The sequence below is a fragment of the Methylosinus sp. KRF6 genome (assembly GCF_018887255.1).
GTDB lineage: Bacteria > Pseudomonadota > Alphaproteobacteria > Rhizobiales > Beijerinckiaceae > Methylosinus > Methylosinus sporium.
Genome location: NZ_JAHLJF010000001.1, coordinates 3,612,414 through 3,639,045 on the forward strand (window position 1 = coordinate 3,612,414; position 26,632 = coordinate 3,639,045).

At 65.8% G+C, this 26,632-nt stretch carries 30 protein-coding genes, 1 tRNA gene and 1 pseudogene; 21 read left to right on the forward strand and 11 right to left on the reverse strand.

Going from position 1 to position 26,632, the window contains the following annotated elements; genetic code table 11:
- Nucleotides 1-161: 161 nt before the first annotated feature.
- Nucleotides 162-1,667: a YcjX family protein gene (locus KP010_RS17180; RefSeq protein WP_142862302.1), complete on the reverse strand. Its 1,506-nt coding sequence runs from the start codon at nt 1,665-1,667 to the stop codon at nt 162-164.
- Between the two features lie 316 nt (nt 1,668-1,983).
- Here KP010_RS17180 and ppdK point away from each other — a divergent pair, with 316 nt between their 5' ends.
- The 3 genes from ppdK to KP010_RS17195 all read left to right on the forward strand — a co-directional run bounded on the left by ppdK (nt 1,984) and on the right by KP010_RS17195 (nt 6,356).
- Nucleotides 1,984-4,662, forward strand: a complete 2,679-nt coding sequence (gene ppdK, locus KP010_RS17185) for a pyruvate, phosphate dikinase (RefSeq protein ID WP_142862303.1) — start codon at nt 1,984-1,986, stop codon at nt 4,660-4,662.
- 50 nt (nt 4,663-4,712) lie between these two features.
- The gene (locus KP010_RS17190) at nt 4,713-5,132 is read left to right on the forward strand and encodes a secondary thiamine-phosphate synthase enzyme YjbQ (RefSeq protein ID WP_142862331.1); all 420 of its coding nucleotides are present in this window, start codon (nt 4,713-4,715) and stop codon (nt 5,130-5,132) included.
- 141 nt (nt 5,133-5,273) lie between these two features.
- Nucleotides 5,274-6,356, forward strand: a complete 1,083-nt coding sequence (locus tag KP010_RS17195) for a cell wall hydrolase (RefSeq protein WP_185966446.1) — start codon at nt 5,274-5,276, stop codon at nt 6,354-6,356.
- 368 nt (nt 6,357-6,724) lie between these two features.
- On the opposite strand, the gene KP010_RS17200 is transcribed toward KP010_RS17195, so the two are convergent.
- Both KP010_RS17200 and KP010_RS17205 read right to left on the reverse strand, forming a co-directional pair.
- Nucleotides 6,725-7,372 (reverse strand): hypothetical protein, encoded by a 648-nt coding sequence (locus KP010_RS17200; protein ID WP_216281235.1) that lies wholly within the window; start codon nt 7,370-7,372, stop codon nt 6,725-6,727.
- A 7-nt stretch (nt 7,373-7,379) separates the two neighbouring features.
- Nucleotides 7,380-8,105 carry a S24 family peptidase gene (locus KP010_RS17205; RefSeq protein ID WP_216281236.1) on the reverse strand — a complete coding sequence of 242 codons (726 nt, stop codon included), beginning with the start codon at nt 8,103-8,105 and terminating at the stop codon, nt 7,380-7,382.
- An 84-nt stretch (nt 8,106-8,189) separates the two neighbouring features.
- Between KP010_RS17205 and KP010_RS17210 the strand changes: the two genes are divergently transcribed.
- The 3 genes from KP010_RS17210 (at nt 8,190) to KP010_RS17220 (ending at nt 10,317) form a co-directional block, all read left to right on the forward strand.
- Nucleotides 8,190-8,510 carry a helix-turn-helix domain-containing protein gene (locus KP010_RS17210; protein ID WP_216281237.1) on the forward strand — a complete coding sequence of 107 codons (321 nt, stop codon included), beginning with the start codon at nt 8,190-8,192 and terminating at the stop codon, nt 8,508-8,510.
- A gap of 62 nt (nt 8,511-8,572) precedes the next feature.
- The gene (locus tag KP010_RS17215) at nt 8,573-9,427 is read left to right on the forward strand and encodes a ParB N-terminal domain-containing protein (protein WP_216281238.1); all 855 of its coding nucleotides are present in this window, start codon (nt 8,573-8,575) and stop codon (nt 9,425-9,427) included.
- Nucleotides 9,427-10,317, forward strand: a complete 891-nt coding sequence (locus KP010_RS17220) for a DNA-binding protein (RefSeq protein ID WP_216281240.1) — start codon at nt 9,427-9,429, stop codon at nt 10,315-10,317. Before KP010_RS17215 ends, KP010_RS17220 begins: the two co-directional genes overlap by 1 nt.
- A 29-nt stretch (nt 10,318-10,346) precedes the next feature.
- Here KP010_RS17220 and KP010_RS23395 read toward each other — a convergent pair.
- The 4 genes and pseudogenes from KP010_RS23395 to KP010_RS22840 form a co-directional block, all read right to left on the reverse strand.
- A pseudogene (locus KP010_RS23395) lies at nt 10,347-10,475 on the reverse strand (hypothetical protein); the annotation flags it as partial.
- 73 nt (nt 10,476-10,548) lie between these two features.
- Nucleotides 10,549-10,623 (reverse strand) — tRNA-Ala (locus KP010_RS17225).
- Nucleotides 10,624-10,631: 8 nt separating this feature from the next.
- On the reverse strand, nt 10,632-10,847 hold the full coding sequence (locus tag KP010_RS17230; protein ID WP_216281242.1) for a hypothetical protein: 216 nt from the start codon (nt 10,845-10,847) through the stop codon (nt 10,632-10,634).
- A gap of 28 nt (nt 10,848-10,875) precedes the next feature.
- Nucleotides 10,876-11,169: a Mu-like prophage major head subunit gpT family protein gene (locus tag KP010_RS22840; RefSeq protein WP_216281244.1), complete on the reverse strand. Its 294-nt coding sequence runs from the start codon at nt 11,167-11,169 to the stop codon at nt 10,876-10,878.
- Between the two features lie 85 nt (nt 11,170-11,254).
- Here KP010_RS22840 and KP010_RS17240 point away from each other — a divergent pair, with 85 nt between their 5' ends.
- From KP010_RS17240 to KP010_RS17275, 8 genes are all read left to right on the forward strand, one after another.
- A complete protein-coding gene (locus KP010_RS17240) occupies nt 11,255-12,400 on the forward strand; it encodes a hypothetical protein (RefSeq protein WP_216281246.1) in 1,146 nt (381 codons plus the stop codon).
- A 1-nt stretch (nt 12,401) separates the two neighbouring features.
- Nucleotides 12,402-12,905, forward strand: coding sequence for a DUF4376 domain-containing protein (locus KP010_RS17245; RefSeq protein WP_216281248.1), 504 nt, complete (start codon nt 12,402-12,404; stop codon nt 12,903-12,905).
- A gap of 103 nt (nt 12,906-13,008) precedes the next feature.
- Nucleotides 13,009-14,241 (forward strand): phage tail sheath subtilisin-like domain-containing protein, encoded by a 1,233-nt coding sequence (locus KP010_RS17250; protein ID WP_216281250.1) that lies wholly within the window; start codon nt 13,009-13,011, stop codon nt 14,239-14,241.
- A gap of 10 nt (nt 14,242-14,251) precedes the next feature.
- Nucleotides 14,252-14,761, forward strand: a complete 510-nt coding sequence (locus tag KP010_RS17255; RefSeq protein ID WP_216281252.1) for a phage major tail tube protein — start codon at nt 14,252-14,254, stop codon at nt 14,759-14,761.
- Between the two features lie 14 nt (nt 14,762-14,775).
- Nucleotides 14,776-15,213, forward strand: a complete 438-nt coding sequence (locus KP010_RS17260; RefSeq protein WP_216281254.1) for a phage tail assembly protein — start codon at nt 14,776-14,778, stop codon at nt 15,211-15,213.
- 139 nt (nt 15,214-15,352) lie between these two features.
- Nucleotides 15,353-16,642 (forward strand): hypothetical protein, encoded by a 1,290-nt coding sequence (locus tag KP010_RS17265; RefSeq protein WP_216281256.1) that lies wholly within the window; start codon nt 15,353-15,355, stop codon nt 16,640-16,642.
- Between the two features lie 454 nt (nt 16,643-17,096).
- Nucleotides 17,097-17,405 (forward strand): hypothetical protein, encoded by a 309-nt coding sequence (locus tag KP010_RS17270; protein WP_216281258.1) that lies wholly within the window; start codon nt 17,097-17,099, stop codon nt 17,403-17,405.
- Nucleotides 17,402-17,794: a hypothetical protein gene (locus tag KP010_RS17275; RefSeq protein WP_216281260.1), complete on the forward strand. Its 393-nt coding sequence runs from the start codon at nt 17,402-17,404 to the stop codon at nt 17,792-17,794. The genes KP010_RS17270 and KP010_RS17275 overlap by 4 nt, the downstream gene beginning before the upstream one ends.
- Nucleotides 17,795-17,963: 169 nt before the next feature.
- Here the strand turns inward: KP010_RS17275 and KP010_RS17280 are convergent, their stop codons facing one another.
- The 3 genes from KP010_RS17280 to KP010_RS17290 form a co-directional block, all read right to left on the reverse strand.
- The gene (locus tag KP010_RS17280) at nt 17,964-18,290 is read right to left on the reverse strand and encodes a DUF6290 family protein (RefSeq protein ID WP_246659779.1); all 327 of its coding nucleotides are present in this window, start codon (nt 18,288-18,290) and stop codon (nt 17,964-17,966) included.
- A gap of 200 nt (nt 18,291-18,490) precedes the next feature.
- A complete protein-coding gene (locus tag KP010_RS17285) occupies nt 18,491-18,856 on the reverse strand; it encodes a tRNA-binding protein (protein WP_142862304.1) in 366 nt (121 codons plus the stop codon).
- Nucleotides 18,857-18,968: 112 nt separating this feature from the next.
- Nucleotides 18,969-19,274, reverse strand: a complete 306-nt coding sequence (locus tag KP010_RS17290; RefSeq protein ID WP_142862305.1) for a hypothetical protein — start codon at nt 19,272-19,274, stop codon at nt 18,969-18,971.
- A 363-nt stretch (nt 19,275-19,637) separates the two neighbouring features.
- Here KP010_RS17290 and KP010_RS17295 point away from each other — a divergent pair, with 363 nt between their 5' ends.
- The 6 genes from KP010_RS17295 (at nt 19,638) to KP010_RS17320 (ending at nt 24,776) form a co-directional block, all read left to right on the forward strand.
- Nucleotides 19,638-20,177 (forward strand): histidine phosphatase family protein, encoded by a 540-nt coding sequence (locus tag KP010_RS17295; protein ID WP_244594776.1) that lies wholly within the window; start codon nt 19,638-19,640, stop codon nt 20,175-20,177.
- Between the two features lie 50 nt (nt 20,178-20,227).
- Entirely contained in the window at nt 20,228-20,434 is a 207-nt protein-coding gene (locus tag KP010_RS17300) for a DUF1192 domain-containing protein (RefSeq protein WP_108918481.1), read from the forward strand.
- A 108-nt stretch (nt 20,435-20,542) separates the two neighbouring features.
- Nucleotides 20,543-21,604, forward strand: a complete 1,062-nt coding sequence (gene tsaD, locus KP010_RS17305; protein ID WP_142862333.1) for a tRNA (adenosine(37)-N6)-threonylcarbamoyltransferase complex transferase subunit TsaD — start codon at nt 20,543-20,545, stop codon at nt 21,602-21,604.
- 30 nt (nt 21,605-21,634) lie between these two features.
- Complete coding sequence (locus KP010_RS17310) at nt 21,635-22,180, forward strand: phospholipase D-like domain-containing protein (protein ID WP_142862306.1); 546 nt, start codon at nt 21,635-21,637, stop codon at nt 22,178-22,180.
- On the forward strand, nt 22,177-23,169 hold the full coding sequence (locus KP010_RS17315) for an NAD(P)H-dependent glycerol-3-phosphate dehydrogenase (RefSeq protein ID WP_142862307.1): 993 nt from the start codon (nt 22,177-22,179) through the stop codon (nt 23,167-23,169). The genes KP010_RS17310 and KP010_RS17315 overlap by 4 nt, the downstream gene beginning before the upstream one ends.
- 35 nt (nt 23,170-23,204) lie before the next feature.
- On the forward strand, nt 23,205-24,776 hold the full coding sequence (locus tag KP010_RS17320; protein ID WP_142862308.1) for a hypothetical protein: 1,572 nt from the start codon (nt 23,205-23,207) through the stop codon (nt 24,774-24,776).
- On the opposite strand, the gene KP010_RS17325 is transcribed toward KP010_RS17320, so the two are convergent.
- Nucleotides 24,757-25,800: a DUF2865 domain-containing protein gene (locus tag KP010_RS17325; protein ID WP_246659780.1), complete on the reverse strand. Its 1,044-nt coding sequence runs from the start codon at nt 25,798-25,800 to the stop codon at nt 24,757-24,759. The genes KP010_RS17320 and KP010_RS17325 overlap by 20 nt on opposite strands.
- A gap of 260 nt (nt 25,801-26,060) precedes the next feature.
- Between KP010_RS17325 and KP010_RS17330 the strand changes: the two genes are divergently transcribed.
- Nucleotides 26,061-26,585, forward strand: coding sequence for a CreA family protein (locus tag KP010_RS17330; RefSeq protein WP_108918476.1), 525 nt, complete (start codon nt 26,061-26,063; stop codon nt 26,583-26,585).
- Nucleotides 26,586-26,632: the final 47 nt, after the last annotated feature.

The window sequence follows — 26,632 nt, forward strand, 5'->3', positions numbered from 1 at the left end:
CGCTGTTTCGAACGGTCGCGAAGGGAAATCCCCACTCGCGTGATTTGCATCCGAATTCTTCCGCTCGGACGTCTCGAGAAAAAATCGAGACGATAAAAATAGCCATGAAAGCGCGAAGCATCGTCATGCTCCAGTTTTTCAGTATATGAGACGCGGCGCCGTCACCCCAGCCGATCCCCGAACAAAAACTCCATCGCCCGATCCAGCCTGATATGCGGCAAGGGCAGGGGCTCCTTGTCGCGGCCGAGGGAGGCGATCGGCGGGCGGAATTTCAGGAAGCGGAAATCGGCGTCCTCCTCGGCCAGCGCCAGAGCGTCGCCGCGGAAGACATGGCGCGGATCGGCCGGCAATTCGCCCGGGAAGATCGCGCCCTCCGCCGCGCCGTCGAACACGTCGTCGCCGATACGCTCGCCCTCGATCGGCGTGCCGACGATGGCGGCGAGCGATTCGCCGTCATGCTTGACGATGGCCTCGCGCGTCGCGCGCACGGCGGCGAGCGCGATCACGTCTATGGTCGCGCCGACGCCCTCGGCCCGCTCGATCGCGCGCGAGGTGAGGTGCCGCAGCACGGCCTCGAGCCGATCATGGCTCGTATGGTGGAGATGGTCCGCCTTGGTGGCCGCGAAGAGGATGCGGTCGATCTTCGGGCGGAAGATGGTCGAGAGCAGATTGGAGCGGCCGGTGCGGAAGGCCGTCAGCACATCGGCGAGCGCGGTCTCGAGATCGCGCACGGCGGCGGGGCCGGAGTTCAGCGCCGCGAGCGCGTCCACCAGCACGATCTGCCGATCGAGCCGCGCGAAATGATCGCGGAAGAAGGGCCGCACCACATGGGTCTTATAGGCCTCGTAGCGGCGCTCCATCATCGCCGCGAGGCTCCTGGACGGGGGAGCCGAGCCTTCCTCCACCGGCAGCGGCGCGAAGGTCAGCGCCGGCGAGCCCTCGAGTTCGCCCGGCATCAGAAAGCGTCCTGGCGGCAAAGTGGAGAGGGCGAAGCGCTCGGTCTTGGCGGAACGCAGATAATTGGTGAATAGCGCCGCGAGCTTGCGCGCATCGTCTTCCGAGGCGCGGCCGAGCGGGTCGATCCCCGCCGTGGCGCCGCGCCAATCGGCGGCGATGGTCGCGCGCGCCGCCGCCGACGCGGCCTCCAAGGTCTCGCGCGACCATTGCGCATAGGATTTTTCCAGGAGCGGGAGGTCGAGCAGCCATTCGCCGGGATAGTCGACGATGTCTATGTCGAGCCGCGCCGGACCGGGACGGAAGCTCGACAGCAGACCGGCGGATTTGCGGTCATATTCCAGCGTCACGCGCAGCTCGGAGATGCGTCGCGTCGATTGCGGCCAATGGCGATCGGCGCCTGTCAGCGCGGACAGATGCTCCTCATAGGAGAAGCGCGGCACGGCGTCGTCCGGCTGTGGATCGAGATGGGCGCTGCGCAGGCGATTTTCGGCGGCGACGCGGAACACGGGCAGCTGATTCTTGCGGTTATGCGCGGCGTCGCGCGCGGCGACGGCGCGCGTCAGATGATGCACCAGCGAGGTGATGAACACCGTCTTGCCGGAGCGCGACAGGCCGGTGACGCCGAGCCGCAAGCGCCCGCCCGCCAGAAAATCCTTTAGGCTGGCGGCGGCGACGGTGGTGTCGAAGAGAAGGTCGGAAATCTGCGACAAGGTGGCGGCTCGGGCGTGCGGGGTCGCTCTTCGTGTAACAAGCGGCCGGCGATTTGGGTAGCGGGCGCGCAGATCAAACACGCCGCATCCGGGTTCGGCCGGGGCGCGAGCGCCGCCGCGCGATTTTCCGGGCGCCGCGTTCACGGAATATTCGTCTCGGCCGACCTATTTTGTCACAGAGCCGGGCTCGACGCGGCTTTGTTCCGGCTCCGCCGGTTGCGAGCCAGAGCTCGAATATGCGAAACCTTCGGGGGAAGCTCTCGGCGGTCCGGTTCTTGTATGTTGCGCCGCAGCGTGGCGCCCGGAAAATGATGCTATGACCAAATGGGTCTATAATTTCGGCGGCGGCGCGGCCGAAGGCGCGGCCGCGATGAAGAATCTGCTGGGCGGCAAGGGAGCCAATCTCGCCGAAATGGCCGGACTCGGCCTGCCGGTCCCCCCTGGCTTCACCATAACCACCGAGGTCTGCGCGCATTTCTATGCGCATGGCAAGACCTATCCGGCCGAGCTCGGGCCGCAGATCGATGCGGCGCTGGACCGCCTCGGCCAACTCGCGGGGCACAGTTTCGGCGAGGCGAAATGGCCTCTGCTGGTCTCGGTGCGCTCGGGCGCCCGCGCCTCCATGCCCGGCATGATGGATACGGTGCTGAACCTCGGCCTCAACGACGAGACCGTCGGAGCGCTGGCGACGATCGCCGGCAATGAGCGCTTCGCCTATGATTCTTATCGTCGTTTCATCGAAATGTACGCAACCGTGGTGCTCGGCCTCGAGCATCACGAGTTCGAGGATGCGCTCGAGCATTACAAGGCCGGCAAGGATCTCTCGCTCGACACGGAACTCTCGGCCGCGGACTGGCGCATTATCGTCGGGACATTCAAGACGATTGTCGAGAAAGCGACTTCGCGCCCCTTTCCGCAGGAGCCGCGCGCGCAATTATGGGGCGCGATCGGCGCCGTCTTCTCGTCATGGATGAATCACCGCGCCGTCATCTATCGGCAGCTGCACAATATTCCCGAGGATTGGGGCACGGCCGTCAATGTGCAGGCCATGGTCTTCGGCAATATGGACGACAATTCCGCGACCGGCGTCGCCTTCACCCGCAATCCCTCGACCGGGGCGCGCGAGCTCTATGGCGAGTTCCTCATCAACGCCCAGGGCGAGGATGTCGTCGCCGGCATTCGCACGCCGCAGCCGATCACCGAGGCGGCGCGCCGCGCCGGCGGCTCCAGCCGACCCTCGATGGAAGCGGCGCTTCCAGATGTGTTCGAAGAGTTTCGCCGCGTCTCCGAACTTCTCGAAAAACATTATCGCGACATGCAGGATATGGAGTTCACCGTCGAGCGCGGGAAGCTCTGGATGCTGCAGACGCGCACCGGCAAGCGCACCGCGCCGGCCGCGCTGAAAATCGCCGTGGACATGGCCGATGACGGGCTGATCACGCGCGAAGAAGCGATTTTGCGCATCGATCCGCTGTCGCTCGACCAATTGCTGCATCCCACCATCGACCCGGATGTGAAGCCGACGATTTTGGCGACCGGCCTTCCGGCCTCGCCCGGCGCCGCCGTCGGCGAGATCGTCTTCGACGCCGCGGAGGCGGAGGCGCTCGCCGCGCAGGGGCGCAAGATCATTCTGGTGCGCGTCGAGACGAGCCCTGAGGATATCGGCGGAATGCACGCCGCGCAGGGCATATTGACGACGCGCGGCGGCATGACCTCGCACGCCGCCGTCGTGGCGCGCGGCATGGGCAAGCCCTGCGTCTGCGGCGTCGGCGCGATCCGCGTCAATTACGAGGAGCAGAGCTTTTCCGTCGCCGGGCGGCGCTTTTCCAAGGGCGATCTCGTCACCATAGACGGCTCGGCCGGGCGCGTCATCGCCGGCGCGGTGAAGATGCGCCAGCCCGAGCTCACCGGCGAATTCGCCGTGCTGATGTCCTGGGCCGACGCCGCGCGCCGGATGCGCGTGCGCGCCAACGCCGAGACGCCCGTCGACGCCCGCGCCGCCCGCCGCTTCGGCGCCGAGGGCGTCGGCCTCGCCCGCACCGAGCATATGTTCTTCGAGGACGACCGCATCATCGCGGTGCGCGAGATGATCCTCGCGGATGACGCCGCGGGACGCCGCGCCGCCCTCGCCAAGCTGCTGCCGATCCAGCGCGGCGATTTTCAAGAGCTGTTCGAGATCATGGCCGGTCTGCCGGTGACGATCCGCCTGCTCGACCCGCCGCTGCACGAATTCCTGCCGCATACGGAATCGGAGATCGCCGATGTGGCGCAGGCCATGGGCGCGGATCCGGCCAAGCTGCGCCAGCGCGCCAAGGAGCTCTCCGAGTTCAACCCCATGCTCGGTTTTCGCGGCGTGCGCCTCGCCGTCGCCTTTCCCGAGATCGCCGAAATGCAGGCGCGCGCGATCTTCGAGGCGGCGATCGCCTCCGCCGCACAGACCGGTGTTCCCGCGGCCATAGAGATCATGGTGCCGCTGGTCTTCTCCAAGGCGGAGCTGGATTTCGTCGCCGAGCGCATCGCCGCGACGGCGAAGGCCGTGGCGGACGAAACCGGCCTTTCGCCCAAATATCACATCGGCACGATGATCGAGCTGCCGCGCGCCTGCCTGCGCGCCGCCGAGATCGCCGAGACGGCCGAGTTCTTCTCCTTCGGCACCAATGACCTCACGCAGACGGCGCTCGGCGTCTCGCGCGACGACGCCGGCTCTTTCCTCGGCGCCTATGCGCAAAAGGGCATTTTGCCCTCCGATCCTTTCGTGACCATCGATCAGGAGGGCGTCGGCGAATTGGTGCGCCTCGCCGCGACGCGCGCCCGCGCGCAGCGCCCCACGATCAAGCTCGGCATTTGCGGCGAGCATGGCGGCGATCCCGCCTCCATCGCCTTCTTCGAGAGCGTCGGCCTCGATTACGTCTCCTGCTCGCCCTATCGCGTGCCGATCGCGCGGCTCGCCGCGGCGCAGGCGGCGCTCGGCAAGGAGGCGGTGAGCACGGCGTGAGCCGCGCGGAGCGCTGGACTTCTCCACGCTTCGCCCGCACATTTCCCGCCATGCGCCAGTCGCTTCATCACTTCCACGTCGAGACCCGCGGCAAGGGCTTTTACGACGTCACTCGCGTCGTCTCCGCCTGGGCGAACGGCCAGGGCCTGACCGCCGGGCTGCTGACGTTGTTCTGCCGACACACATCGGCCTCGCTCACCATTCAGGAAAACGCCGACCCCGCCGTGTTGCGCGACCTCGAGCGCGTCTTCGCCGGCCTCGCGCCCGAGGGCGAAGGCCTCTATGAGCATGACACGGAAGGCCCCGACGACATGCCCGCCCATATACGCACGGCGCTGACGCAGACGCAGCTCTCCATACCGCTGTCGCGCGGCGCTCTGGTTCTGGGGACGTGGCAGGCGATCTATCTCTTCGAGCATCGCCATGGCGCGCAGACGCGCGAGCTCGTCGCGCATCTTCTCGGCGAATGATCCAAAGCGGGACGCCCGACGAGCGCCGCCTTAACCGACCTGCAAGCCTAATCTGCGATAAATTTTCCCCGTGAGCTTTTCTGCGTTTGCGTGTGGCGCTTCGGCCACGCTTTTCGCGGGTCGAGACGGGGCGTTGAGCGTATGGGTCGTCGTTCGGGAGTGAGCTGGGCCATAGGCGTCATCGCGCCCTGGTGGCTGGGCGCTGGCCTATTGGTGTCCTTCACCGCCGCGGCGGGCCAGGACCCTTCGCAAGGCTGGAATATTCCGCCGCATCTCGCGCGCATTCAAACGGCGCGCCTGTCCGTCGGCTCGCCGGAGGATATTCACGCGCGGCCGGACGAGCGCGAGCCCCATGCCGCGCTCAAGCCCCATGCCGAGGCCTTCCCCGAGGTCGACCGCACCAGGAAGGGCGATCCCATCATCGTCATGCGCCCGTCTTTCGACACGCGGCGCGACGACGGCGAGACGGTGGAGGTCTCGCTCGGCGCCGATGGCGAGACGACGACCATCGCCCTCGCCGGGCCGGAGGCCGATCTTCCCGCCGATTCGAGCGGCGCGCCGACCACGCAGCGCGGCAATGGCCAGGCGTCGCCGACGCAGCGCGGCTCGGCGACGACGCAGCGCATCTCGCAGGCGATGCGTGAGCGCGCCGCCCATGGCGCCACGCCGCAGGTCGCGCGCGCCGCGGCGCTCGCCTCCTCGACGCCGGCGCAGCCCGACGCTGTGCCGATCGCCGTCGCCTCCTTCGCTCCTTCGCGCGCTCTGCGGGATCCGAAGACGCCGCCCGATTACGCTTCGCTCATCGACCCGGACAAGCTGGCGCGCGAGAAGCGCTGCCTCGCCGAGGCGGTCTATTTCGAGTCGCGCAGCGAGCCGGAGGCGGGGCAGGCGGCGGTGGCGCAAGTGGTGCTGAACCGCGTGTCCTCGGGCCTCTATCCGACCAGCGTCTGCGGCGTCGTCTATCAGAACCGCAGTCATTACAAGGCCTGCCAATTCTCCTTCGCCTGCGAGGGCCGCAAGCTGCGCGTCACCGAGCCCGACTCCTGGGCAACGGCGCAGCGCGTCGCCGACGAGGTGATGAACGGGCACACCTATATTTCGGATGTGGGCCGCTCGACGCATTACCATGCGAATTATGTGAAGCCGCGCTGGGCCAAGCAGCTGAAGAAGATGGATAAGATCGGCAATCATATCTTCTATCGGCTGCGGCCGGGGCAGACGTGAGATGTGAAACGACAGATCAGATGGCAGAGGCGGGATTAGTTGGGATCGACCGGGGGCACGTGGGAAAGGGCCAGAGAAACCGGGCGACTGCGGGCGACGCGGACTGCATGAGAGCCGAAGAGCCGCGACAAATCAAATGGCACTGAGACGGCGGCAGGCGGGCCGCGCCGGCGAGCGAAACCATTGATATTCGGTCGCGCGCCGATCGCCGGACAGCCGGAACTCGGAACCGAGGGCACCAGCCGGCCCGCCGACGATAATCGAGGCGAAGCCCAACAAACTCTAGGCAGTGATCGACTCGGGGCCATAGTCTACCGATCCTGTGAACTCGGAACTGGAGTCGCGCCTGCGCGCGCATTGCCGCTCGATCACTTGGTCGCGACAGTGAACCATATCCCGGCGTCACTCACGGGGAAGATGCTGTATTTGAGGCCGTGAACCCAGGTGTCGATCGATTTGTCGGCCTCCTTATGGAAGTCGTGGAGAGTTTGTCTGGCGAGCTTAAGCTCGTCTGTCGATCCGTCACGAGAGCAAAGGACGAGGACGATATCCATCATCTCGATCCAGGCTCGAGCCCGTTTAGCGACCTCCTTCTTCGTAGGGGCGGCGAAGACGACGACGACGCTGTCCACCATGCTCGATCCGTTAAAGCCTAGGAGCCCCATCATCGCGGGGCCGGCCGAGAACTTGCAAACGGCTTGCATGCACTCGGTGAGGTCGATCTTGGCATAGGCTCCATTAGCTCGAGCGAGCGCATTGAACTCGCTTACGAAGCCTTCGACGCTGAGGCCGATGTCGTTCTTTTGTATCGGCTTTAGAGGAGATCGAAGCTGATAAGACGAAGGGGGGGCATCTGTCCCATTCATCAATATGTCTGCAACCGGTTGCTTCTCCCCGGGAAAGGCTTTCGTATGCGAGCTTACTTCATTTTGTTTCCGGTCGTTAGGTAAGGCGAAAAACATGGCAATGAAAAGCACAGCAGCAACGAAAAGAGCCGTAGAAAGTCGGTCCGACATAGGCGCCTCATAATCTATTGTCCCACCATACCACCCGGCCGCAGATTTTGAGCCGCTTCAAATCGACCTTCAAGAGCAGTTCTGGTTCATAATCCTGGTTGTCGCTCATGACGAAGATCGCGCCGTGCTTCGCCTTGCGGAGCCGTTTCACGCGCAGATCGTCGCCCTGCAGGAACACGTAGATATCTTGCGCTCCCGACCCATGCTTCGGCTTTGGAGGGCGATCGGGCAGGCGGAAGTCGCCATTGGTCTCGGCGACGAGCAGCAGGGCGCCGTCGACGATCGTCGGCTCCATGCTGTCGCCCTTGGCGCGTAAAAATGAGAGCTTTGCGCCCGGCGGGGCGAGCTTTTGCAGCATCCAATGCGGAAACGCCAGCTCCCCGTCGACGGCGAACATATGGTTGATCGAGCCCGCTCCCGCCGCGGCCCGCACATCCAACCTTGGTATGCGCTCGAAAGCGACCGGGTCAGCCAACGGTCTTCCAATCTTGGGTGCGAGAGCTGTCGGCTCGTCGGATAGGCCGAGCAGATAGTCCATCGACACGCGCAATCCCTCTACGAGGTCCAGCAGGACGCCGGGCGTAGGCTCATTCTCGCCGCGCCTGAGACGGCTCAGCGTATTTGCCGGAATATTCAGCGCTTTTGACGCCTTGGCGATGCTTCCGAAAGGATCGGTCAACGCCGTGATGCGTTCCGCGAAATCGGACAGACGAGGGTCGGAGGATTTTTTCATGGGAAGCAAACCAATCTTGGTTGACTTCTCCCAAATGACGATCTTATATCAACCAATATTGGTTCATTGCGGTGGAGTCGGGCTTTGGAGACGAATTCGCAAGCCGGTTGGCACCGGGCCGACATTCTCGCGGCCGTGCGCAAGCGCGGCGCAAATCTGGCGGCGATCGCCAGAAGCGTCGGGCTGTCTCGCCAGTCGATGTATTGGGCGATGATTGCCCCGCATCCGCGGGCAAATCTGGCGATCGCCGAATTTCTCGGCGTTTCCGCTTCGACTCTCTGGCCGCAGTGGTTCGACGGGGACGGCAAGCTGATCTCCAAAACGCCGCTGCCGCGCCCGCGGCCGCGCGGCGAGCCTATCCCGCGCGCCTCCTCCGCGTCGAGCCCCCGACAATCCGCAGCTTAACGTTTGGTTAACCAGCGTCCGCGCGCCCACGAGTCCGTTCAGAGCCGTTTTCAGAGGCCGAAATGACAGAGACCATCCGCTTAGACGAGATCGACGCCACCAATCGGCTCAGAACCGTCAATCCGGCGCATGTCGAGCTGATTGCCGCGTCCATCGAGCAGCAAGGACTTTCGCAACCGATCGTCGTCCGCCCGCGCTCGCCAGAGGAAGGCGACGGGCTGCCCTACATCCTCGTCGTCGGCGGTCACCGCGAGGCCGCTATGCGGTCGCTGGACTGGAAAGAGCTGACGATCGACAAGCATGTGCTCGTTCGGGACCTGGACCCGCTCGACGCCCGACTGATCGAGATCGACGAGAACGTTGCCCGTCATGAGTTGAATGCGCTCGACCGAGCGCTCTTCCTGCTCGAGCGCAAGGAAGTCTACGAGAAGAGGCGCATCGCCGCACTGGGTCGAGGCGGAGATCGTAAGAGCGCGAAATTCCAAGAAAAAATCAATTCGGAATCTTTCCGAATTGATTTTTCGGAGCGCTTCACCGAGGACTCGGCCAAGCGGACCGGCTACTCCGAAAGCGCCATCCAAAAGGCGATCACTCTCGCCCGTCGTCTCGACGAGCGAGCGATCAGGGCCATTCGTGGAACGCCGCTCGAGGACAATCAGACCGAGTTGTTCCAACTCGCCGATCTCCAAGGCGACCAGCAGCGCATAGTCGCCGAGCGCATCAAATCTGGCGAGGCCAAGACCGTCGCGCAGGCCAAGGTCGCGGCGGGACTGGCCAAGCCGCTGATCGTCGATCCGCAGAAGTCCATCTATTCGGCGCTGCACGCGAATTGGGACAAGGCGACCAAGCAGACGCGAGCCACGTTTCTGAAGGAGATCGGCGCGGAGATGACCAAGCGCGGAGGCGCGGGCGCCTGATGCGCGACTGGCTCTCCGCCCCCGAACTCGCGGCTCTCGCTCTGCCCGGCCTGCCGGAGACAGAGCGCGGCTGGCGTGACTACGCCGAGCGCGAGGGCTGGCTCGAGCGCACGGACAAGGTCCGCCTGCGCAAGGGCCGGGGCGGAGGCCTCGAATATTCGATCGAGCTGCTGCCAGCGGCGGCGCTCGCGGCCTATGCAGCGCGCGCCATCGGCGATGTCGCGCTCGCGCCGGAGGACGCCGCCGCGGCCTCTGTCGAGGAGGCCAAGCGGCAGCTCACGCTCATCGCTCTCGACAATCGCGACGCGCGCCTCACGCTCATCGCCGCAGCCGATCGCTATGCGAAGAACGCCTCGCTCTCGCGCAACATGGCCGATCGCACATTCGCGGCGCTCTACAATCTCGGCCGCATAGAGGTCGAGCCCGGCGTGCGCGCCGCCGTGCCGAAGCTGTCGCAGCGCACGCTGGCGCGCTGGCGCTCGCTCAAGCGCATCGAAGGAATTTCACGGCTCGGCGTCGATCATGGCGCCGCGCGTAGGGGTAGAGGCGCGTTGAATCGCGGCGGAGAGGGGAAGGTGCGCGCGTTCCTCACCGCCGCGATCGCCAACCAGCCGGACGTTTCCGCGGATCATCTGCTCGAGCTGATCGAGGACAAATTCCCCGATGTCAGCGTCTCGCTGCGCACGGTGCAGCGCATGCGGGCGCGGATCGAGGAGGAGGACAAGGTCCTCCTCACCAAAATCACCAATCCGGACGCCTATAAGAGCAAATATCGCCTCTCCGGCACGAATTCGCACGCCGTCGAGCGCTTGAACGAGCTGTGGATGATCGACGCCTCGCCGGCGGACGCGCTCTCGGCATCGGGAGCGGCGTCGATCGGCAGAGCGTAGCGCTTGGCGAAATAGCCGTTCATGATCGCGCTCGCGCTGTCGAGCGCGGCCTCTATGCGCAGCTGGTCGCGCGCCTGCGTCGCCCCGTCGAAGGCGGCGAGGTCCACCTGCTCCGCGCCCCATTTGCGCACGAGATCGGCTTCCGTGGCGTAGGACATGAGTTCTCCTTTGCAGGGGGCGCGGGTTTGGACCCCGCGCCCCCATCCGCGGTCTTTGCTCTGGGGTTATGATTGGTGCGGGAGGCGGACTTGAACCGCCGACCTCCTGGCTGTGCGAACCAGGCGAGCTGCCGCTGCTCTATCCCGCGATACTCGTCACGGCCGCGCGATGCGCAGCTCCGGATCTTTGGCGATCGCCTCTTGCTCCTCCTCCGTGAGCGTCGAGACATCGATCAGCGTCGGCTCCGGCGTGAACTTGCGGCCGGCGCGCCAACGTCCGCCGGCGGGCCCGGTCACGGCGACGAAGACGCCCCTGATCTGCGTCTTGCTCTCTTTGTCGCCGTCGCTCGGCGCCTTGGATTTGTCGGCCATGCGGGCCTCCTCTTTCGATTTGCCGCGCTCAGTCGAGCCAGGGGACGTTGACGATCTCGACGAGCTTGTAGAGCGTGTTGCTGGTCGCATCGATGACCTGCGCCTCGATGAGCGCGCGCGCGGCGAAGTAGGTCGAAGGACCGCACAGCATCACCTGCGGCTTGACGCCCAGAAGACGCCCCTCGTTGGAGCGGAGCTGCGTCATCGCCGTATAGGCGGCCTGGACATTGGCGGAATTGATCGTCTGCCGGCTCGCATATGGGCTCATCATCGATGTCGCCGGCGTCGCCGGCGCGACGGCGGCGACGGCCGTTCTGGCCACGAATTGGACGGCGCCGACGCAGACGGCTGTGGCCTACCGTATCATTCGCATGTCCATGCCTTCGACCGGCGAGGTGCGGGCTCTGATGCAGCAGCTGCTCGCGCGCGGCGACAAAGACAGCCCGTTCACGAAATTCTATGTTGATGACTCCACGGGGCGTCTCGTCGTCGATCCGCACGCGGGCGCGCCGGGGCTCTATGTCGGGCAGACGGGCGTATCGGACGCCGCGCTGCTGGCGGCGCTGACGGCCGATCGCGCGACGGGCAGAGTGAGTTTTCCGAATGGCGCCGAATTTCCGAATGGGTTGCTGCTACCGTCAGTCGGGATGCATAATCGGATCATCAACGGCAATTTCGAGATCTGGCAGCGTGGATACAATTTCACCGCGGTCCCAGGCGGCGTTTACACTGCCGATAGATGGATTTGTTATCCTGGCGGCGGACTAGGGAGCGTATCGGCCAACAAAGCCGCGCCGACTTCTGGATTCACCGGAAGCACGGTGTTTAGCGCCCAAGGAAATGGCGCGCCTGTCGGCGGGCAGATTCACTTAGTGCAGCGTTTTGAGGGACAGACGATGGCGGACATCGCTGGACACGACGCCATGCTGTCGTTCGACATCAGCGCATCATCCAGTGCTGGGTCGATTTCTGGTGTCGTCTACGCGCACACCAATAGCGCGCTCGATAATGGCACCTACGCAAATCTTTGCACTTACACCCCGTTCGACATTCCTGCTGGCGTTTCCAGGATCGAGATTCCGATCGCTGGGGCCGCCATTCAGAATTTCGGATTAGGAGGCCAAATCGGCATCTTGATCACGCAGAACAGCGCGCCTGGGAATATATCTTTGACGATAGGCGCGGTGCAATTCGAGCGCGGACCAGTCGCTAACCCGTTCGAGTATCGCCATTCGGCGATCGAATGGGCGCTGTGTGAGCGCTACTTTCAGAGGATAACCGGCTGGGGAGGCGGATGGCAGTGGGGCGCAGAGCAGCTCGCCGTCGCGGGCTCATTTCGCACAATTATGGCTCATACACCGACTGTGATCATCATCGATGGGACACTGGGCGCGGAGCAATTCGGCTGGTCGTTCCAAAACATCTTGTCGATACACGGCGCCTCTATGACGCCAGAGGGTGGCATTATCAGTTTCATCACCACCGCCTGCAATCAAGGCAGCTTGGGCGGAATCTCTTATGTCTCCAAAATCTACGCATCAGCGGAGCTGTGACATGTATTCAGAAATCTCCAACAGCACGTCCATGCGGCGCGATGCGGACGGCGCGATCATCCCCGCTGACGAGCGCAATCACGATTATCAGGTGTTTTTGGCTTGGCGCGCCGCCGGCAACACGCCGACGCCGCTGCCGACGCCGACCCTCGCCGACGCGAAGAAGGGCAAGCTCGCCAAGCTCGCCGAGCGCCGCTGGCGCGCCGAGACAGCGGGCGTCACGGTCAACGGCCTCTCCATACCGAGCGACGCGGCGACGCAGAGCAAGCTGACCGCCGCCGTCGTCGCCTGCGTGCTGGACAACGCCTATTCGGTGAATTGGAAGCTCGCCGACGGCACATTCACGCTTCTCGACCACGCGACGCTGATCGCCGTGGCGCAGGCCGTGCGCGCCCATGTGCAGAGCTGCTTCGACCGCGAGGCGCTGCTCGCCGCGCAAATCACCGCGGCGGCCGATGCGGCGGCGCTGGCGGCGATCGACATAGAGACGGGCTGGCCGGCGTAGCGGGAGACAACTGTCTCCGGCTGAATTCGGCGGGGTTATCCGGGATGGTGAGCGGGTCGGAAAGGCGCGTCAAGCGCCTTTTAAAAGAGCTTTCGAGGGGACGATGGCCGGCTCTCAATTCCTGCATGGCGTCGAGACGATCGAGGTCGCCTCGGCCAATCAAACCGTCACCATCAATAAAATGGCCGTCGCCGGCATTGTCGGCACGGCCCCTTTGGCCGATGCGAGCGCATTCCCGCTCGATACGCCCGTGCTGCTCACCACCGCGCCGCAGAAGGCGTCGCTGCTGGGCGAGACGGGCACGCTGCTGCCGGCGGTGCGCGACTTCTACGCCGAGGGCGGCGGCGCCGCCGTCGTCGTGCGCGTGGCGGACTCGGCGACGCCCACCACACAACTGACCAATGTCATCGGCTCGCTCGCCGCGAAGACGGGCGTCTATGCGCTGCTCACCGCGCGGTCGCGCGTCGGCGTGCAGCCGCGCACGCTGATCGCGCCCGGCTTCACCGCGACGCGGCCGGAAGGCGCCTCCAACCCCGTGGTGGCGGCGCTCCTCACGGTCGCGGGGAAGCTGCGCGGGCGCGTCTACGCCTCGACGCCCTCCACTTCGAGCGACGAGGCGATCGCCTGGCGGCAGGATTGGTCGAGCCCGCGGCTGACGCCGATCTATCCCAATGTGCTGGCGTGGGACCCGGTCTCCTCCAGCTATGTGACGCGGCCGGCCGAGGCGGCGTTCGCCGGCCTCACGGCGCGCGTGCATCGCGAGAACGGCTTTTGGTATTCGCCGTCCAACTTCGTTCTGCAGTCGATCGGCGGCGTCTCGACGCCTGTCGATTGGGCGAGCGGCGACGCCGATTGCCTCGCCAACATCCTCAACGAGAACCGCATCGCCACCGTCATCAATATGGGCCAAGCGGGCGCGGGCCAATATGGCGGCTGGCGGCGCTGGGGCAATCGCACCACGGCCGACGACGCCAATTGGGTATTCGAGGTCGTGCGCACGATCGAGGACGCCGTCTATGAGGCGCTCGACGAGGCGACGCTGTGGGCCGTGGACAAGCCGCCCAGCGTGCAGCTGCTGCTCGACATGACGGAGCGCGCCAACGCCTTCTTCAAATACGGCAAAAGCGAGGGCTTCCTCGTCGGCGGCCGCTGCTGGCTCGACCCCGAGGACAATCCGAGCGCGCAGCTGAAAGCCGGCGTCTACACATGGCGCATCGACCCCGAGGCGCCCGCGCCGATGGAGCACATCGTCTACAAGGCGCAGCGGAACGCGAGCTATTACGACGATCTGCTGACGAGCCTCTCGTCGATGATCGCCCAGCAGACGGCGGCGTGAGGAGGATAGGATGCAGCTCGATTATATCCTCCAGGCGTTCACGGTCTTCGCGGACGGCTATGGCAAGGCGGGCAGCGGCGAGAAGTGCAACCTGCCCAAGATCAAGAAAAAGACCGAGGAGCATCGCGGCGGCGGAATGCTGGCCCCGCGTCGCATCGCGCTCGGCTTTGAGGCTTTCGATTTCGAGGCCGATCTCGCCTCTTTCGATCCGCAGGTGCTGGCGCTCGTCGGCCTCTACACGGGCGCGAAGGGCGTGGCTTTCGGCGTCCGTGGCTACCTCGACGGCGACCAGAACAGCGAGCATACGGCGATTTTGCAGATGCGCGGCGAGGTCATCGAATGCGACCCCGGCGCCTGGGAAGCCGGCAAGAAGGCGATGCTGAAATTCAAGACCGCGCTCGACGCCCTGAAGCTGACCATCGACGGCTCGGTCATCTGGGATATCGACATAGAGAACGGCGTCTACAGCGTCGGCGGAAACGATCCTTACGCCCGTGTGCGCGCAGCGCTGGGCTACTGACGGGAGAAATGGACATGGTCGACGGCGCACAAGAGTTTCAGACCAAGCTGATGCAGGCCGCGCAGGGGGCGAGCGCAACGGCGGCGGCCGCGCCCGCGACGGTTGCCGTGGATGCTGCGACGGCGGCGGCCGCTCCGGCGAATGCGATCACGCCGATCGTCGATTTCGACGCGGGCGGCAATTGGGGCGGCGAGACGATCGCGCTCGCGCATCCGTTCAAAACCGCAGGCGTTACTTACAGCACCCTGAATATGCGCACCGCAACTGGCCTCGACGTTACGCGGTTCTATTCGACGGGACGACGCTCCTCGATCATCGATTTCGCGATTGGTCTGCTGTCGAGCGACAATGGTCCGATCGACGCTCGCGTCTTCGGCCTGATGCATGGGTCCGACAGCGCTGCGATCATCTCGAAGGCCAGCGATTTTTTGGGCGGGTCCCCGCAGACCTGACCGCAATCCTCGATGAGATCGGACTGTGCTTCCACTATTCGCGGGCCGAGGTTCTCGGCCTGCCTATCCCCTCGATCCTGCGGCTGCATAAGCGGGCAGTCCAGCATCTGAACCGCCTCTATGCCACCGTGAGGCTCTCATGAGCATGACCGTCGAGATGATCCTGCGCCTGATCGATCAGGCGACGGGACCGATCCGCGGCGTCGAGAGCGAGCTGGAGCGGCTGCAAAAGACCGCCGCGGCGATCGACAAGCAACGCACGACGGGCGGGGGCGTCAAGGCGAGCGTCTGGCTCGAGCAGCAGGAAGCGATACGCAAGGTCCGTGAGGAGGCCGAGCGCTATGATCAGACCATGCGTAAGATCAACGCGGCGCAATCGGCGGCGATGTCGGCGGCCGCGGCGCATGGCCTCGAGCGCATATCTACTGCGGCCTTCCGAGGGGGCGTGCGCCAAGGCGTCGCCGGCGAGCATTCGCAAGTGAGCCTGGAGACGCAGGGCAACAAGTTGGCGCAGATCGAGGAGATACAGCAGAAGGCTGCGCAGATGTCCGCGGTCTACAAAGCCTTCACGAAAACGCAGTTCGAGACGATGATCGGAGCGGCCAAAAGCTACACCGGCTCCTTGGAACATGCTTTCGAGGCGATGGACGATCTGGCGCAGATAAGGACGATCCAATTAGGCCAGCACGGCCACTCTTCGGATGAAGCCTTCAATACGATTACGAAATCGCTCGAGACCGCTGGCGTCGCTGGAGACCCTAAACGCATTCATGACCGGCTGGAGAGCTACGCCAAGATCATGAACGTCTTCAAGGAGACGTTGAACGAAGGATCATTTGCGCAATTCTTCAATCAAGTCGGCCCCGCCGCTTCGAGCCTATCGGAAAGATTTCTGCGAGGAACAGCCGCGCACCTCATGCAGGAAATGGGGCCGGGGATGGCCGGCACCGCAGTCGCGATGTTCCAGCAGGAGTTCCAGGCCGGGACCGCGACGCCGAAGGCAATGGAGACGCTCGATAAACTGGGTCTGCTCGACGAAAAGCTGCTTCGCCGCAAGACGTCCAACAACGAAATCCGATGGATGGACCCCCATGCCATTCACGGCTGGAAGCTGGCCTTGTCTGATCCCGATCTCTGGATAGACCGATATCTCGCCCCGGCCCTCGCGAAACTTCCAGGAGACGATGAACGCCTGGCCGCCGAAATGGCGAGCCACGCCAACGCGCGCAAGGGCAAGTTCGACCGGGATTGCCGGCCGTTTCACGTGACCTTTCGGCCAGGTCTTGTCGGAGTCGCGCCGGGCGGCGTGATCACGACGAAGGGCTTTCACGATGACGACGATCGGGCCTGGACGGTCACGAGCCGGATTTTCGGCTGGGGACCGCAGGGGCTGATCGTGAGGGCGGCCTGCGAGCCGAAGGAGGAGTGAGGGCGGAGAGTGGCGGGGCCGGGTTGCCCCGGACGCGGGAGAGCCTGGCAGCAACGCCCGCGCAGCGCGACTACCGATAACGCCCCCCGCCGAGCGGCAGGGTAGCGAGGGCGGAATTAAAACATGGTGGAGATTTCAGAATTTCGGACAGTCACGCCCGTCCGGCCGGCGGCCGGCTATAAACGACTGCGCGGAGACGCGAACGATCTACGGCGGGTTTCGGACCGAGACGGCCGAATTGACCTATACGGCCGCGGGCCGAGACCATGGCGCAAAAGCCGCCCGAGAACTGATCATATGCGGCCCCTGATCTGTGCGGCTCGCCGGGTCTTCCGACTTGCAGAGCCACACCATTAGTGTGTCCTAACTTCATCGCGGACGGATTGCCGACCGCCTGATGGAGATAGCCATGATCCTTCCTTCCAAAAATCACGACTGGGGCTTTTGGGGCGCTTTGGCCCGTCATATCGAGCCGGAGCCGTTGTGGGCCGCTGCATCGCTTGCGATTGCGGCGGCCACGCGCTGCGACGCCGAAGATGTCAGGATATTCCTCGACTCCAAGAGCGGCCGGCATTTCAGCGACGACGTCATGAACGGTCTGAGCCAGGGCAAAGGGCCGGAGACGGCCATCGCCGCGGCGATCGAACGGTGGATGAGCTGGCGCATCGGCCGAGCGACGTCTCGCGAGACGGGCATTCCGGAGGGGCTGCCGTATTTGGTCGGCTATGTCGCGTTCTCCGGCATTTGTGAGGAGGTCGAATGACTCCTTTCACGGCGCTCGCCAAGCTGGCGGGGCTTTCTCACAAAGAGGCGGCCGAGTTTCACGGCGTCCGAGAACAGCAATGTAAAGATATGTCCTCGGGACGGCGGAGCACGCCGCCCGGAATCATTGCCGAGCTGTTGCAGCTGATCGGCCGCCAAGAGGCGGCCGCCAAGCTGGCGCAGTCCGAAGCGGACAGCCGCGGATCGGATGTGATCACGCTGGAGCGCCCGGCCGACGACGTCGAGGCAAAGGCGCTCGGCTGGCCGTGTGTCGGCGCATGGGGCGCGATGGTCGCGAGAGTTATAGCCGCGTCGCCGCATCCCGTGGCATTCGTGCCATACGGGGCGGCGGCCGACGCCGCTAGCGAGACTCCGCTTCCTCGTCTTTGACGCTCAAAAAAAAGGGGCCGAAGGGCCCCTTTTTTTGTGCATGGCCCGAGAACTGGCTATGCCATACGATCTGTCGCGGAGTGCCATTCGATTTGGCGCGCTACATGAGACGAGCCGCTAAATCAGCGACGCTCCGTGAAGCTCAGCCGCAGATCGGCCATGCGAATGATCATCGCGCGGCGCGGATCATGGGGCAAATCGCAAAACCCCCATCGCGCGTAAAAGCTGCGCGCATTGTCGTCGCCGCGCCAACGCCGAAAGCGCAGCGATCGGCTCGGCGGGACGTTCGAGCCACGCCTCGAACGCCTCCCAACTTCGCCGGTATGGTGACGACCCCGCGCTCGAGCACCTCGGCCTCCGCCGCCTCCACCGCCTTGCGACGCATGAATTCGCTCAAGGTCATGCGCGACTGTGACGCCGCCTCTTCGAGCAGCGCACGCTCATCGGGTGAGACCCTCACGCTCAGGATGGAGGTCGCCGCGGATTGCTCTTTCATGCGTGTGACAATAGCATTCGACTCGAAACTTCAATTCGAAGGGAGCGGGACGACTCCGCCACGACGATGTCGGAACAAGAACCACCGACGATTCGAGAGCGAATATTCGCTTGGAACGACTGGCTGGAGACATTCGAGTCTCTGGTCGATTTGTTCGGTTGGCTCAACGTCTTCAAATAATGCGGCGAGCCGTCAGCCCTTCAATACAACCGCGCCCCATTCGGCACGGCCCGTTCCGGCGCGACCAGAACCACATCGCCATTTTCATCGGGAAAACCGAGCACCAGCACCTCGGACATGAATTTGCCGATCTGTCGCGGCGGGAAATTCACCACCGCCGCCACTTGGCGCCCGACTAGAGTGGCAATGTCGTAATGCGCCGTGATCTGCGCGCTGGAGCGCTTGACGCCGAGGCCAGGGCCGAAATCGATCTCGAGCTTATAGGCGGGCTTGCGCGCCTCGGGAAAAGCATGGGCGGCGACGATCGTGCCGATGCGAATGTCGACGGCCGCAAAATGCGTGAAATCGATCCGTTCTGCCGCAGGCGCGGCGGGGTCGGAGCTCATGCGTGAAATCCGAAGCGCGGCTGCGCCGCATTTCGTCGAGAAGCCGCGCGAGGCGGCCTCTCGACAAAGAATACTCGCCGCCGGCCCACGCTCGCGGCGGGCCGGCGCCGTCTCAGTGCGTGGCCCAGTCGTCGCGGGTGGGCAGAACGTCGCGCTGCGTCTTCATCTCGACCCAGGCGAAGGCGCCGTTCGGATCGGCGACGGCGATGCTGTTCTCGATGATGAGCTTGTCACACAGCATCACGCAGATGGCGTCGATCGGCGCGCTGGTGTCGTTCTCCTCGGTCATGCGGTCGATGGAGATCTCGCCCTCTTCCTCGCCGTCGACGAGGTGCATGATGAACACCTCCTCGTGACCGGCGACGCCATGCGCGTTGACCCTGAAAGTTTCGCCACGATATTGGAATTCGCGGATCATGCGTTTCCTTCCCCCAGTTCCCACGGCGCGAGCGCCGCAATCGTCGATCTCCGCCGCGCGCGCGAGATTCCGTCCTCGCGGGCGCGGGATGGCTGCGAAGCGCCATCGGGGAAAATGCTATAGCGCAACAGAGACGCTTCGAAAACCTCGCGCGCGAGCGGATCGCCGCGGCAATTCGCTCGCTGGACCGGCGCTCGGCGCCGCCCATATGGGCGCGCCGCGTCGCGAAACTTTCGCTATGATCGGCAAAGAGTGATTTTTGGCCGGACAGGCTCCGGCGCGCCGACGTAGCGATTTCAGGAAAATTGTGCCACTCGGGGCGCTCCTGCTCCGGGCCGCCGTCTTAGCGATCGGACCGAACGAATGATGCGACGTCTCATCTTGCTGCGCCACGCCAAAGCCGACGCCCATTCCGCGGGGGGCGACCGCCAGCGGCCGCTGACCAAGCGCGGCGAGGAGGACGCCCGCTCCGTCGGCCGCTATCTGGCCGAGGCCGGGCTGGCGCCGGATTTCGCCGTCGCTTCCGACGCGCGCCGCGCCAAGCGGACGCTGGACCTCGCTCTGGAGGCGTTTCCGCGCGAGGTCGAGCGCCGGCTGGACGACGAATTCTATCTGGCGACGCCCGACCGCCTGCTGGACGCCGTGCGGCAGACGCCGGCCGAAATCTCCACTCTGCTCGCCATCGGCCATAATCCCGGCTTCGCCGAACTCGCCTCCGCCCTCGCCGCCGACGGCGAGCCCGAGGCGCTCACCAGAATGCGCTCCAAATATCCGACCGCGGCGCTGGCCGTGCTGGATTTCGACGCCGAGGATTGGGCGCTGGTCGGCGAAGGCGCCGGCCATCTCGAGCGTTTCGTGACGCCGGGCGATCTGCGCGGCGGCGTCGCCGACGAGCCGGATTGACGCGAAGCTCGCTTCTCCGAGACGCAAGAGACGACGAAAGAGCCGCGACCATGACGGAGCAAGACGACCGCCCGCGCTCGGGGCCGGGCAGCGGCAAGACCGCTTCCCACGAAATCGGCCAGCCGCTGGACGCGCTCTCCGTCGCGGAGTTCGACGCGCGCATCGCGCTGCTGCGCGACGAGATCGAGCGGCTGGAGCGGGCGCGCGCCGCCAAGGCGGCCTCGCTCGCCGCCGCCGACGCTTTTTTCAAAAAATAGACACGGTCGGGGGCGATTTGCTTTGCCTGCCCGCGCGCCTATAGGTTGGCGCCTGTTTTCGCTCCCGTCGGCGCCGCGATTCGCGCGCTGGCGTTCAAGGACCCGTCCATGCGCGTTCTCGGCATTGAAACCACCTGCGACGAGACGGCGGTCGCCGTCGTGGCCTCGCGCATCGGCGGCGATGGCGGGGACATTCTCTCCAATGAGGTGATGAGCCAGATCGCCCAGCACGCGGCCTACGGCGGCGTGGTGCCGGAGATCGCCGCCCGCGCCCATATCGATGTGCTGGAGCGGCTGATTGTCCGTGCGCTGGATACGGCGGGAACCGATATCGCCGGCGTCGACGCCATAGCGGCCTCCGCCGGCCCGGGCCTCATCGGCGGCATTCTCGTCGGCCTCACCGCGGCCAAGGCGCTGGCGCTCGCGGCCGACAAGCCCTTCATCGCCGTCAATCACCTCGAGGCCCATGCGCTCACCGGCCGGCTGACCGAGCGGCTGGATTTCCCCTATCTCGCCCTTCTGGTTTCCGGCGGCCATACGCAGCTCGTCGCCGTATTGGGCGTCGGCGATTATAAGCGGCTCGGCTCCACAGTCGACGACGCGGCCGGCGAGGCCTTCGACAAGGTCGCGAAAATGCTCGGCCTTCCCTATCCAGGCGGCCCGCATATCGAGCGTTTGGCGGAGGAGGGCGATCCGGCCCGTTTCGATTTTCCGCGTCCCATGTTCGGCCGCGAGGGGGCGGATTTCTCGCTCTCCGGCCTCAAGACCGCGGTGCGCCAGGAGATCGCTCGGATCGGAACGCCGACCGAGCGCGACGTCGCCGATCTCGCCGCCTCCTTCCAGGCGGCGATCGTCGACGTTCTGGTCGATCGCGTGCGCTCCGGCCTGCGCATCTTCACGCAGAGTGGCGGCCAGCCCAATGGCCTCGTCATCGGCGGCGGCGTCGGCGCCAATGGCGCGATCCGCCGCGCGCTCACGCGTCTGTGCGCCGAGACCGGCTTGCGCTTCGTCTCGCCGCCGCCGGGCCTGTGCTCCGACAATGGCGCCGTGGTGGCCTGGGCCGGGCTCGAGCGCTTTGCGCGCGGCATGACCGATGATCTGACCTTCGCCGCCCGCCCGCGCTGGCCGCTCGACGCCAACGCCGGCTCGCTGCACCACGGCAAGGCGTGAGCGGGCCATGCCTTCGGCTGGGCGGGTGAGATGAAGCGGCTCTTGCTGGCCGCGGCGGCGACCTTCTCGGTTCCGTCGCAGCCCGGCGGCCTGCTATCGCAGGAGCCGCTCGCCGTCGGCGTGCGCGTTTTCTACGGGCCGCGCGCCGGCTTCGAGGATCTCGATCTGCGGCTCATCGGCGGCGCGCGAAAATCCATCGACATGGCCGCCTATGTTCTCACCGATCGCGCGGTGATCTCGGCTCTCGGCGCCGCAGCCATGCGCGGCGTGCGCGTGCGCATCTATATCGATGGCGAGGAGCGCGGCGGCCTCAGCCCGGCCATAGAGGCCATAGCCGCGGCGCGCAACATGCAGATCAAGCGCAAGGGCCGCTCGCGCGACCTCATGCATTTGAAGTCCTATCAAGTGGACGGGCGGATGCTGCGCAGCGGCTCGGCCAATTTTTCCGTCTCGGGCGCCGAATTCCAGGACAATGACCTCATATTGATCGAGAGCCCGGCCGCGGTCGCGCAATTCGAGGAGACTTTCGAGCGGCTATGGGCGCGTTCGGACAATCAGAAGATCGGGATGCGATGAGCAGCGAGGAGAAGATCGCCGTGCTGGGCGCCGGCGCCTGGGGCACGGCGCTCGCCAATGTGGCCGCGACCGGACGCACGGGCGTCGTGCTCTGGGGCCATGATCCCGCCCATATCGCCGCTCTCTCGCGCGACCGCGAGAACCGCGCCTATCTGCCGGGCCTGCCGCTGGCGGCAGGCGTCGCGCCTCACGCCGATCTTTCGGCCGTGGCGGGCGCCGGCGTCGTGCTCTCCGTCGTTCCGGCGCAGGCGATGCGCGAAGTGGCGCGGCGCTTTCGCGACATTCTCGCGCCGGGAACGGCTTTCATCGTCTGCTCCAAAGGCATAGAGCGCGGCACGCGCTGCTTCATGAGCGAGGTGGCGGCGCAGGAATTGCCGCAGGCGCAGATCGCCATTCTCTCCGGCCCGAGCTTTGCCGCCGATGTCTGCCGCGGGCTGCCGACGGCGGTGACGCTCGCCGCGCGCGACGAGGTTCTGGCCAAGCGCCTGTGCGAGACATTGTCGACGCGCGCCTTCCGCCTTTATCGTTCCACCGATGTGCTGGGCGTCGAGATCGGCGGCGCGGCGAAGAATGTTCTCGCCATCGCCAGCGGCATGGCGGCGGGCAGGGCGCTCGGCGCCAGCGCCGGCGCCGCGCTGATCGCGCGCGGCTTCGCCGAGCTGACACGCCTCGGCCGCGCCTATGGCGTCAATCAGGAGACTTTGATGGGCCTCTCCGGCCTCGGCGATCTGGTGCTCACCTGCGGCTCGGCGCAATCACGCAATTTCGCGCTGGGCGCGGCGCTGGGACGCGGCGAGGCGCCGCTCGAGGCCGCCCATGGCAAGCTCGCCGAGGGCGCCTTCACCGCCTCCGCCCTCGTCGCCATGGCCAAGGAGCGCGGCGTCGAAATGCCGATCGCCGAAGCGGTGGATGCGATCCTGTCGGGCGCGATCGGCGTCGATCAGGCGATAGAGGCGCTGCTGATGCGACCGCTGAGGGCGGAGGCGTGAGCTTTCGTTGACGGCTTTGTGCGACCGTGTCGCCGATGCGATGCGAAACCGAAGTTGCGCTCCCTCCCCAACCCTCCCCCGCTTTGCGGGAGAGGGAGCAGATTCCGCGCGTCATCGACGTTTCGCGTAACGTCGCCGCCACCCTCTCCCGCGAAGCGGGGGAGGGTGAGGGAGGGAGCCTCGGGGCCTTTCGTTACGCGCTCATCGCCCTCACCCTGCTCGGCGCCGCTCTGCGCCTCTACGCCGCGCAGGGCGATCTCTGGCTCGATGAAATCTGGACGCTGAACCTGCTCGAGCGGGCGCATTCCTTCGGCGATATCTTCATCGGCCTGCATCACGACAATAATCACGTCGCCAATTCCGCCTGGCTCTATTTCATCGGGCCGAACGCGCCGGTTCCGCTGATGCGGCTGGCCGCGGTCGCGTTCGGGACGCTGGCCATTCCCGCCGCCGCGGCCGCGAGCCGCCGCTATTGCGACGCCGCCGGCCTTTTGGCCGCCTTCGTCTTCGCGACCTCCTATTTCTTCGTCCATTACGGCTCGGAGGCGCGCGGCTATGCCGGCATGACGCTCGCCGTGCTGCTGGCCTATAGTCTCGTGGACGCCATTCTGGCCGAGGGCGCCTCTCGGCGGCGTCTGCTGGCGCTGGCGGCGGCGATCGGCTTCGGGACCTTTTCCCATCTCACCATGATCGAGGCGAGCGGCGCGCTGGCGCTCACGGCGTTGCTGCGCTTTCGCCGCTGCGGTCTCGGCCGAGCGGTCGCGATAGGGGCGGTCGCCGGGCTCGCCAGCCTTCCGGCGCTGTTTTGCTTCGCCTATGGCGCGCTGGCGCCGGATTTTCAGGTCGGGGCTATGGTTCCGCTGAGCCCGGCGATCTTCGCCGAGGGCGTCGGCGGAATGGCGCGGGCGACGCTGGGCTTTCCGCGCGGCGTCGATGATTTCGCCCTTCTCGGCGCCGCGGGCCTGCTCGCCCTCGGCCTGCTGGCGGTTCTGCCGGCGGAGCGGCGGGTTTTCCCGGCCATCGCCGTCTTCGGCTTGCCGCTGCTGCATATCGCCGCCGGCCTGCCGAGCCAGCAATATCCGCGCTTTCACTCGACCGCGGCGATCGGCCTGGCTCTGCTCGCCGCCGAAGGCTGCGCCGCTCTCTGGCGCGCCGGCGCGCGGCGGCGCCGGGCGGCGGCGATCCTGCTCGGCGCTTTCGCCATCGGCGGGGCCGTCCAGCTCGCCGATTTCTACCGCTTCGGCCGCGGCCATTACGCCGATGCGGTGAGGATCATGGCCGAGCGGAAAGAGGCGCGTTACGCGGTCGATTTCGCCCGCGGCGAGACCAAGGCGGTCGTCGCCTATCACGCCCGCAAGCTCGGCGTCGTCGCGACGGCCGTCTCTCTCGCCGAATGGTGCGCGAGCCCGCCGGCCTTCCTGCTGGTGGTCGATCTGCCGGATTCACGCGCCGACCATGCGGAGCGGCGCTCCGCCGGGCCGCAGGATTGCCGCACGGTCTTCCTGCGCCGCGGCTATTTCCCGGCCTCGGGCCTCTCGGGATTCGCCTGGACGCTCTATGAGCGGGAAACGAATCCAGAGGCCGAGATCACAAGGTCGGCGCGATGACGCGGACGCGCTTCTTGACGCCGTCGGCGCCGACGATCTCGCGCGTCGTCTCATGCGCGTCGACCGGGCGCTTCTCCGGCTGCGTCGCCTCCGTGGCGGGAAGATTGGGCGAGACCGCGCCGCGCGCCGTGCGCGCGATGACCGGCCGCGACATCTCCTCCGCCTTTTCCGCCGAGACGACGAGATCGTCCTTGTTGCGCTCGGCCAGCAGTCGCTCGGCCTCGGCGAGCGTTTCCGCCCAGCTGCGGCCGGGCGGCCGGCAGGAGCAGGTCGGATCATAGCTCTTGGTGTATTTCAGCGCATTGGGATGGTCGGCATAGGCTTCGCCGTCCATCGACACGGCGGTCTCCATGTCGCGCGAGGGCGAGCGTGTGTAGAGCGCCACTTCGAGATTGGGACATTGCGTCCGGCACAGCTCGGCGAGATCGGCGAGATTGGCGCGCCGCGCCGAATAGCTCACCGGGAAAAAGCCGCCGTCGCAGGCGCGCACGCAGACCGCCATGGAGCCGCCGCGCGCGAACGGCGCGCCATTCTCGTCCAAGTCGCGATCCTGCGGCGACATGGGGAGCTCGCGGACGGGCGTCGGCTCCTCCTCCTGGGCGCCGAACAGCTCCTCGAAAATATTGCGCTGGCGCGAGGCGACGCGCACCGGCTGCTGCCGGCACTGCTGATCGAAACGCGCCTGCAGCGCCTGCCGCTGGCCCTCGCCGGACGCCTGATGGAGCGAGGCGAGATTGGCGCGCATCTGCGCGACGCGGCTGTTGATCGCGCCGCATTGCGGCGGCGGCGCATTGCCGAAAAAGAGGAATTGCTGCCGATCGCAGCCGATGGAACGCCCATAGGCGACGGTGCGGTCGATCTCTTTCTGCTGGGTCGCCGCGGCGGCGCGATAGCGGGCCGAGCCGGCGCTATTGCCGGCGGCGGCGATCTGCGCGCGCAGATTGTCGCAATAGGCCGATTGCGCCATCGCCTGCGAGGAGAACAGCATGGCGAGCGCGACCAGCGCGCCCGAGAGGCGGCGCAAAGGCCCCTTCCGCGGCAAAGGCCCCTTCCGCGAAGGCGTCCCATTGGTGATATGTTTCGCCGACATTGGTCCTATATCACGCGATTCGAAAAGCGGGGCGCCGGAGGCCGGCGAATCCGAAACCGTCGAGCTCGAGACCATATCGGGCATATCGCCCGCCCGATCAATCGGCTCGCGATTGTCGCGAGCTTCTTGTCGCGAACAAGGCGCATCACGACATTTGTCGAGGGAATTTCCCGGCGCTCTGGAGGAACGCACTTATGAAGCCGTCCAAATTCGTCCTGTCCGCTCTCCTCGCCACGGGGCTTTTCGCCATTGCGGGCGCGGCGCCCGCCCGCGCCGACGGGCCGGACCTCATTTTCCGCAAGTCCACGGACTTCAAGCTGCTGACCCCGAACGACAAGCTGGCGACCTATGTGCTCGACGACCCCGATGTCGACGGAATCGCCTGCTATTACACGGTGCATGAGAAGGGCGGCGTCGCGGGAATGTTCGGCGTGGCGGAGCAGACCTCCGACGTGTCGCTCTCCTGCCGCCAATACGGGCCGGTGAAATTCAAGGAGAAATTCGGCCAGGGCGACGAAGTGTTCAGCGAGCGCCGCTCGGCGCTGTGGAAGCGGCTGCATATCGTGCGCGGCTGCGACGCCAAGCGCAATGCGCTGGTCTATATGGCCTATTCCGACCGGCTGATCGAAGGCTCGCCGGAGAATTCCACCTCCGGCGTGCCGATTCAGCCCTGGGGCGCGGGCGATGTCGCGCAATGCGGCGAATTTCTGAAGAAATGAGCGGCCGGCGGGCCTGCGCCCGCCCGCTCCCGGTCGCGGCGACGGCG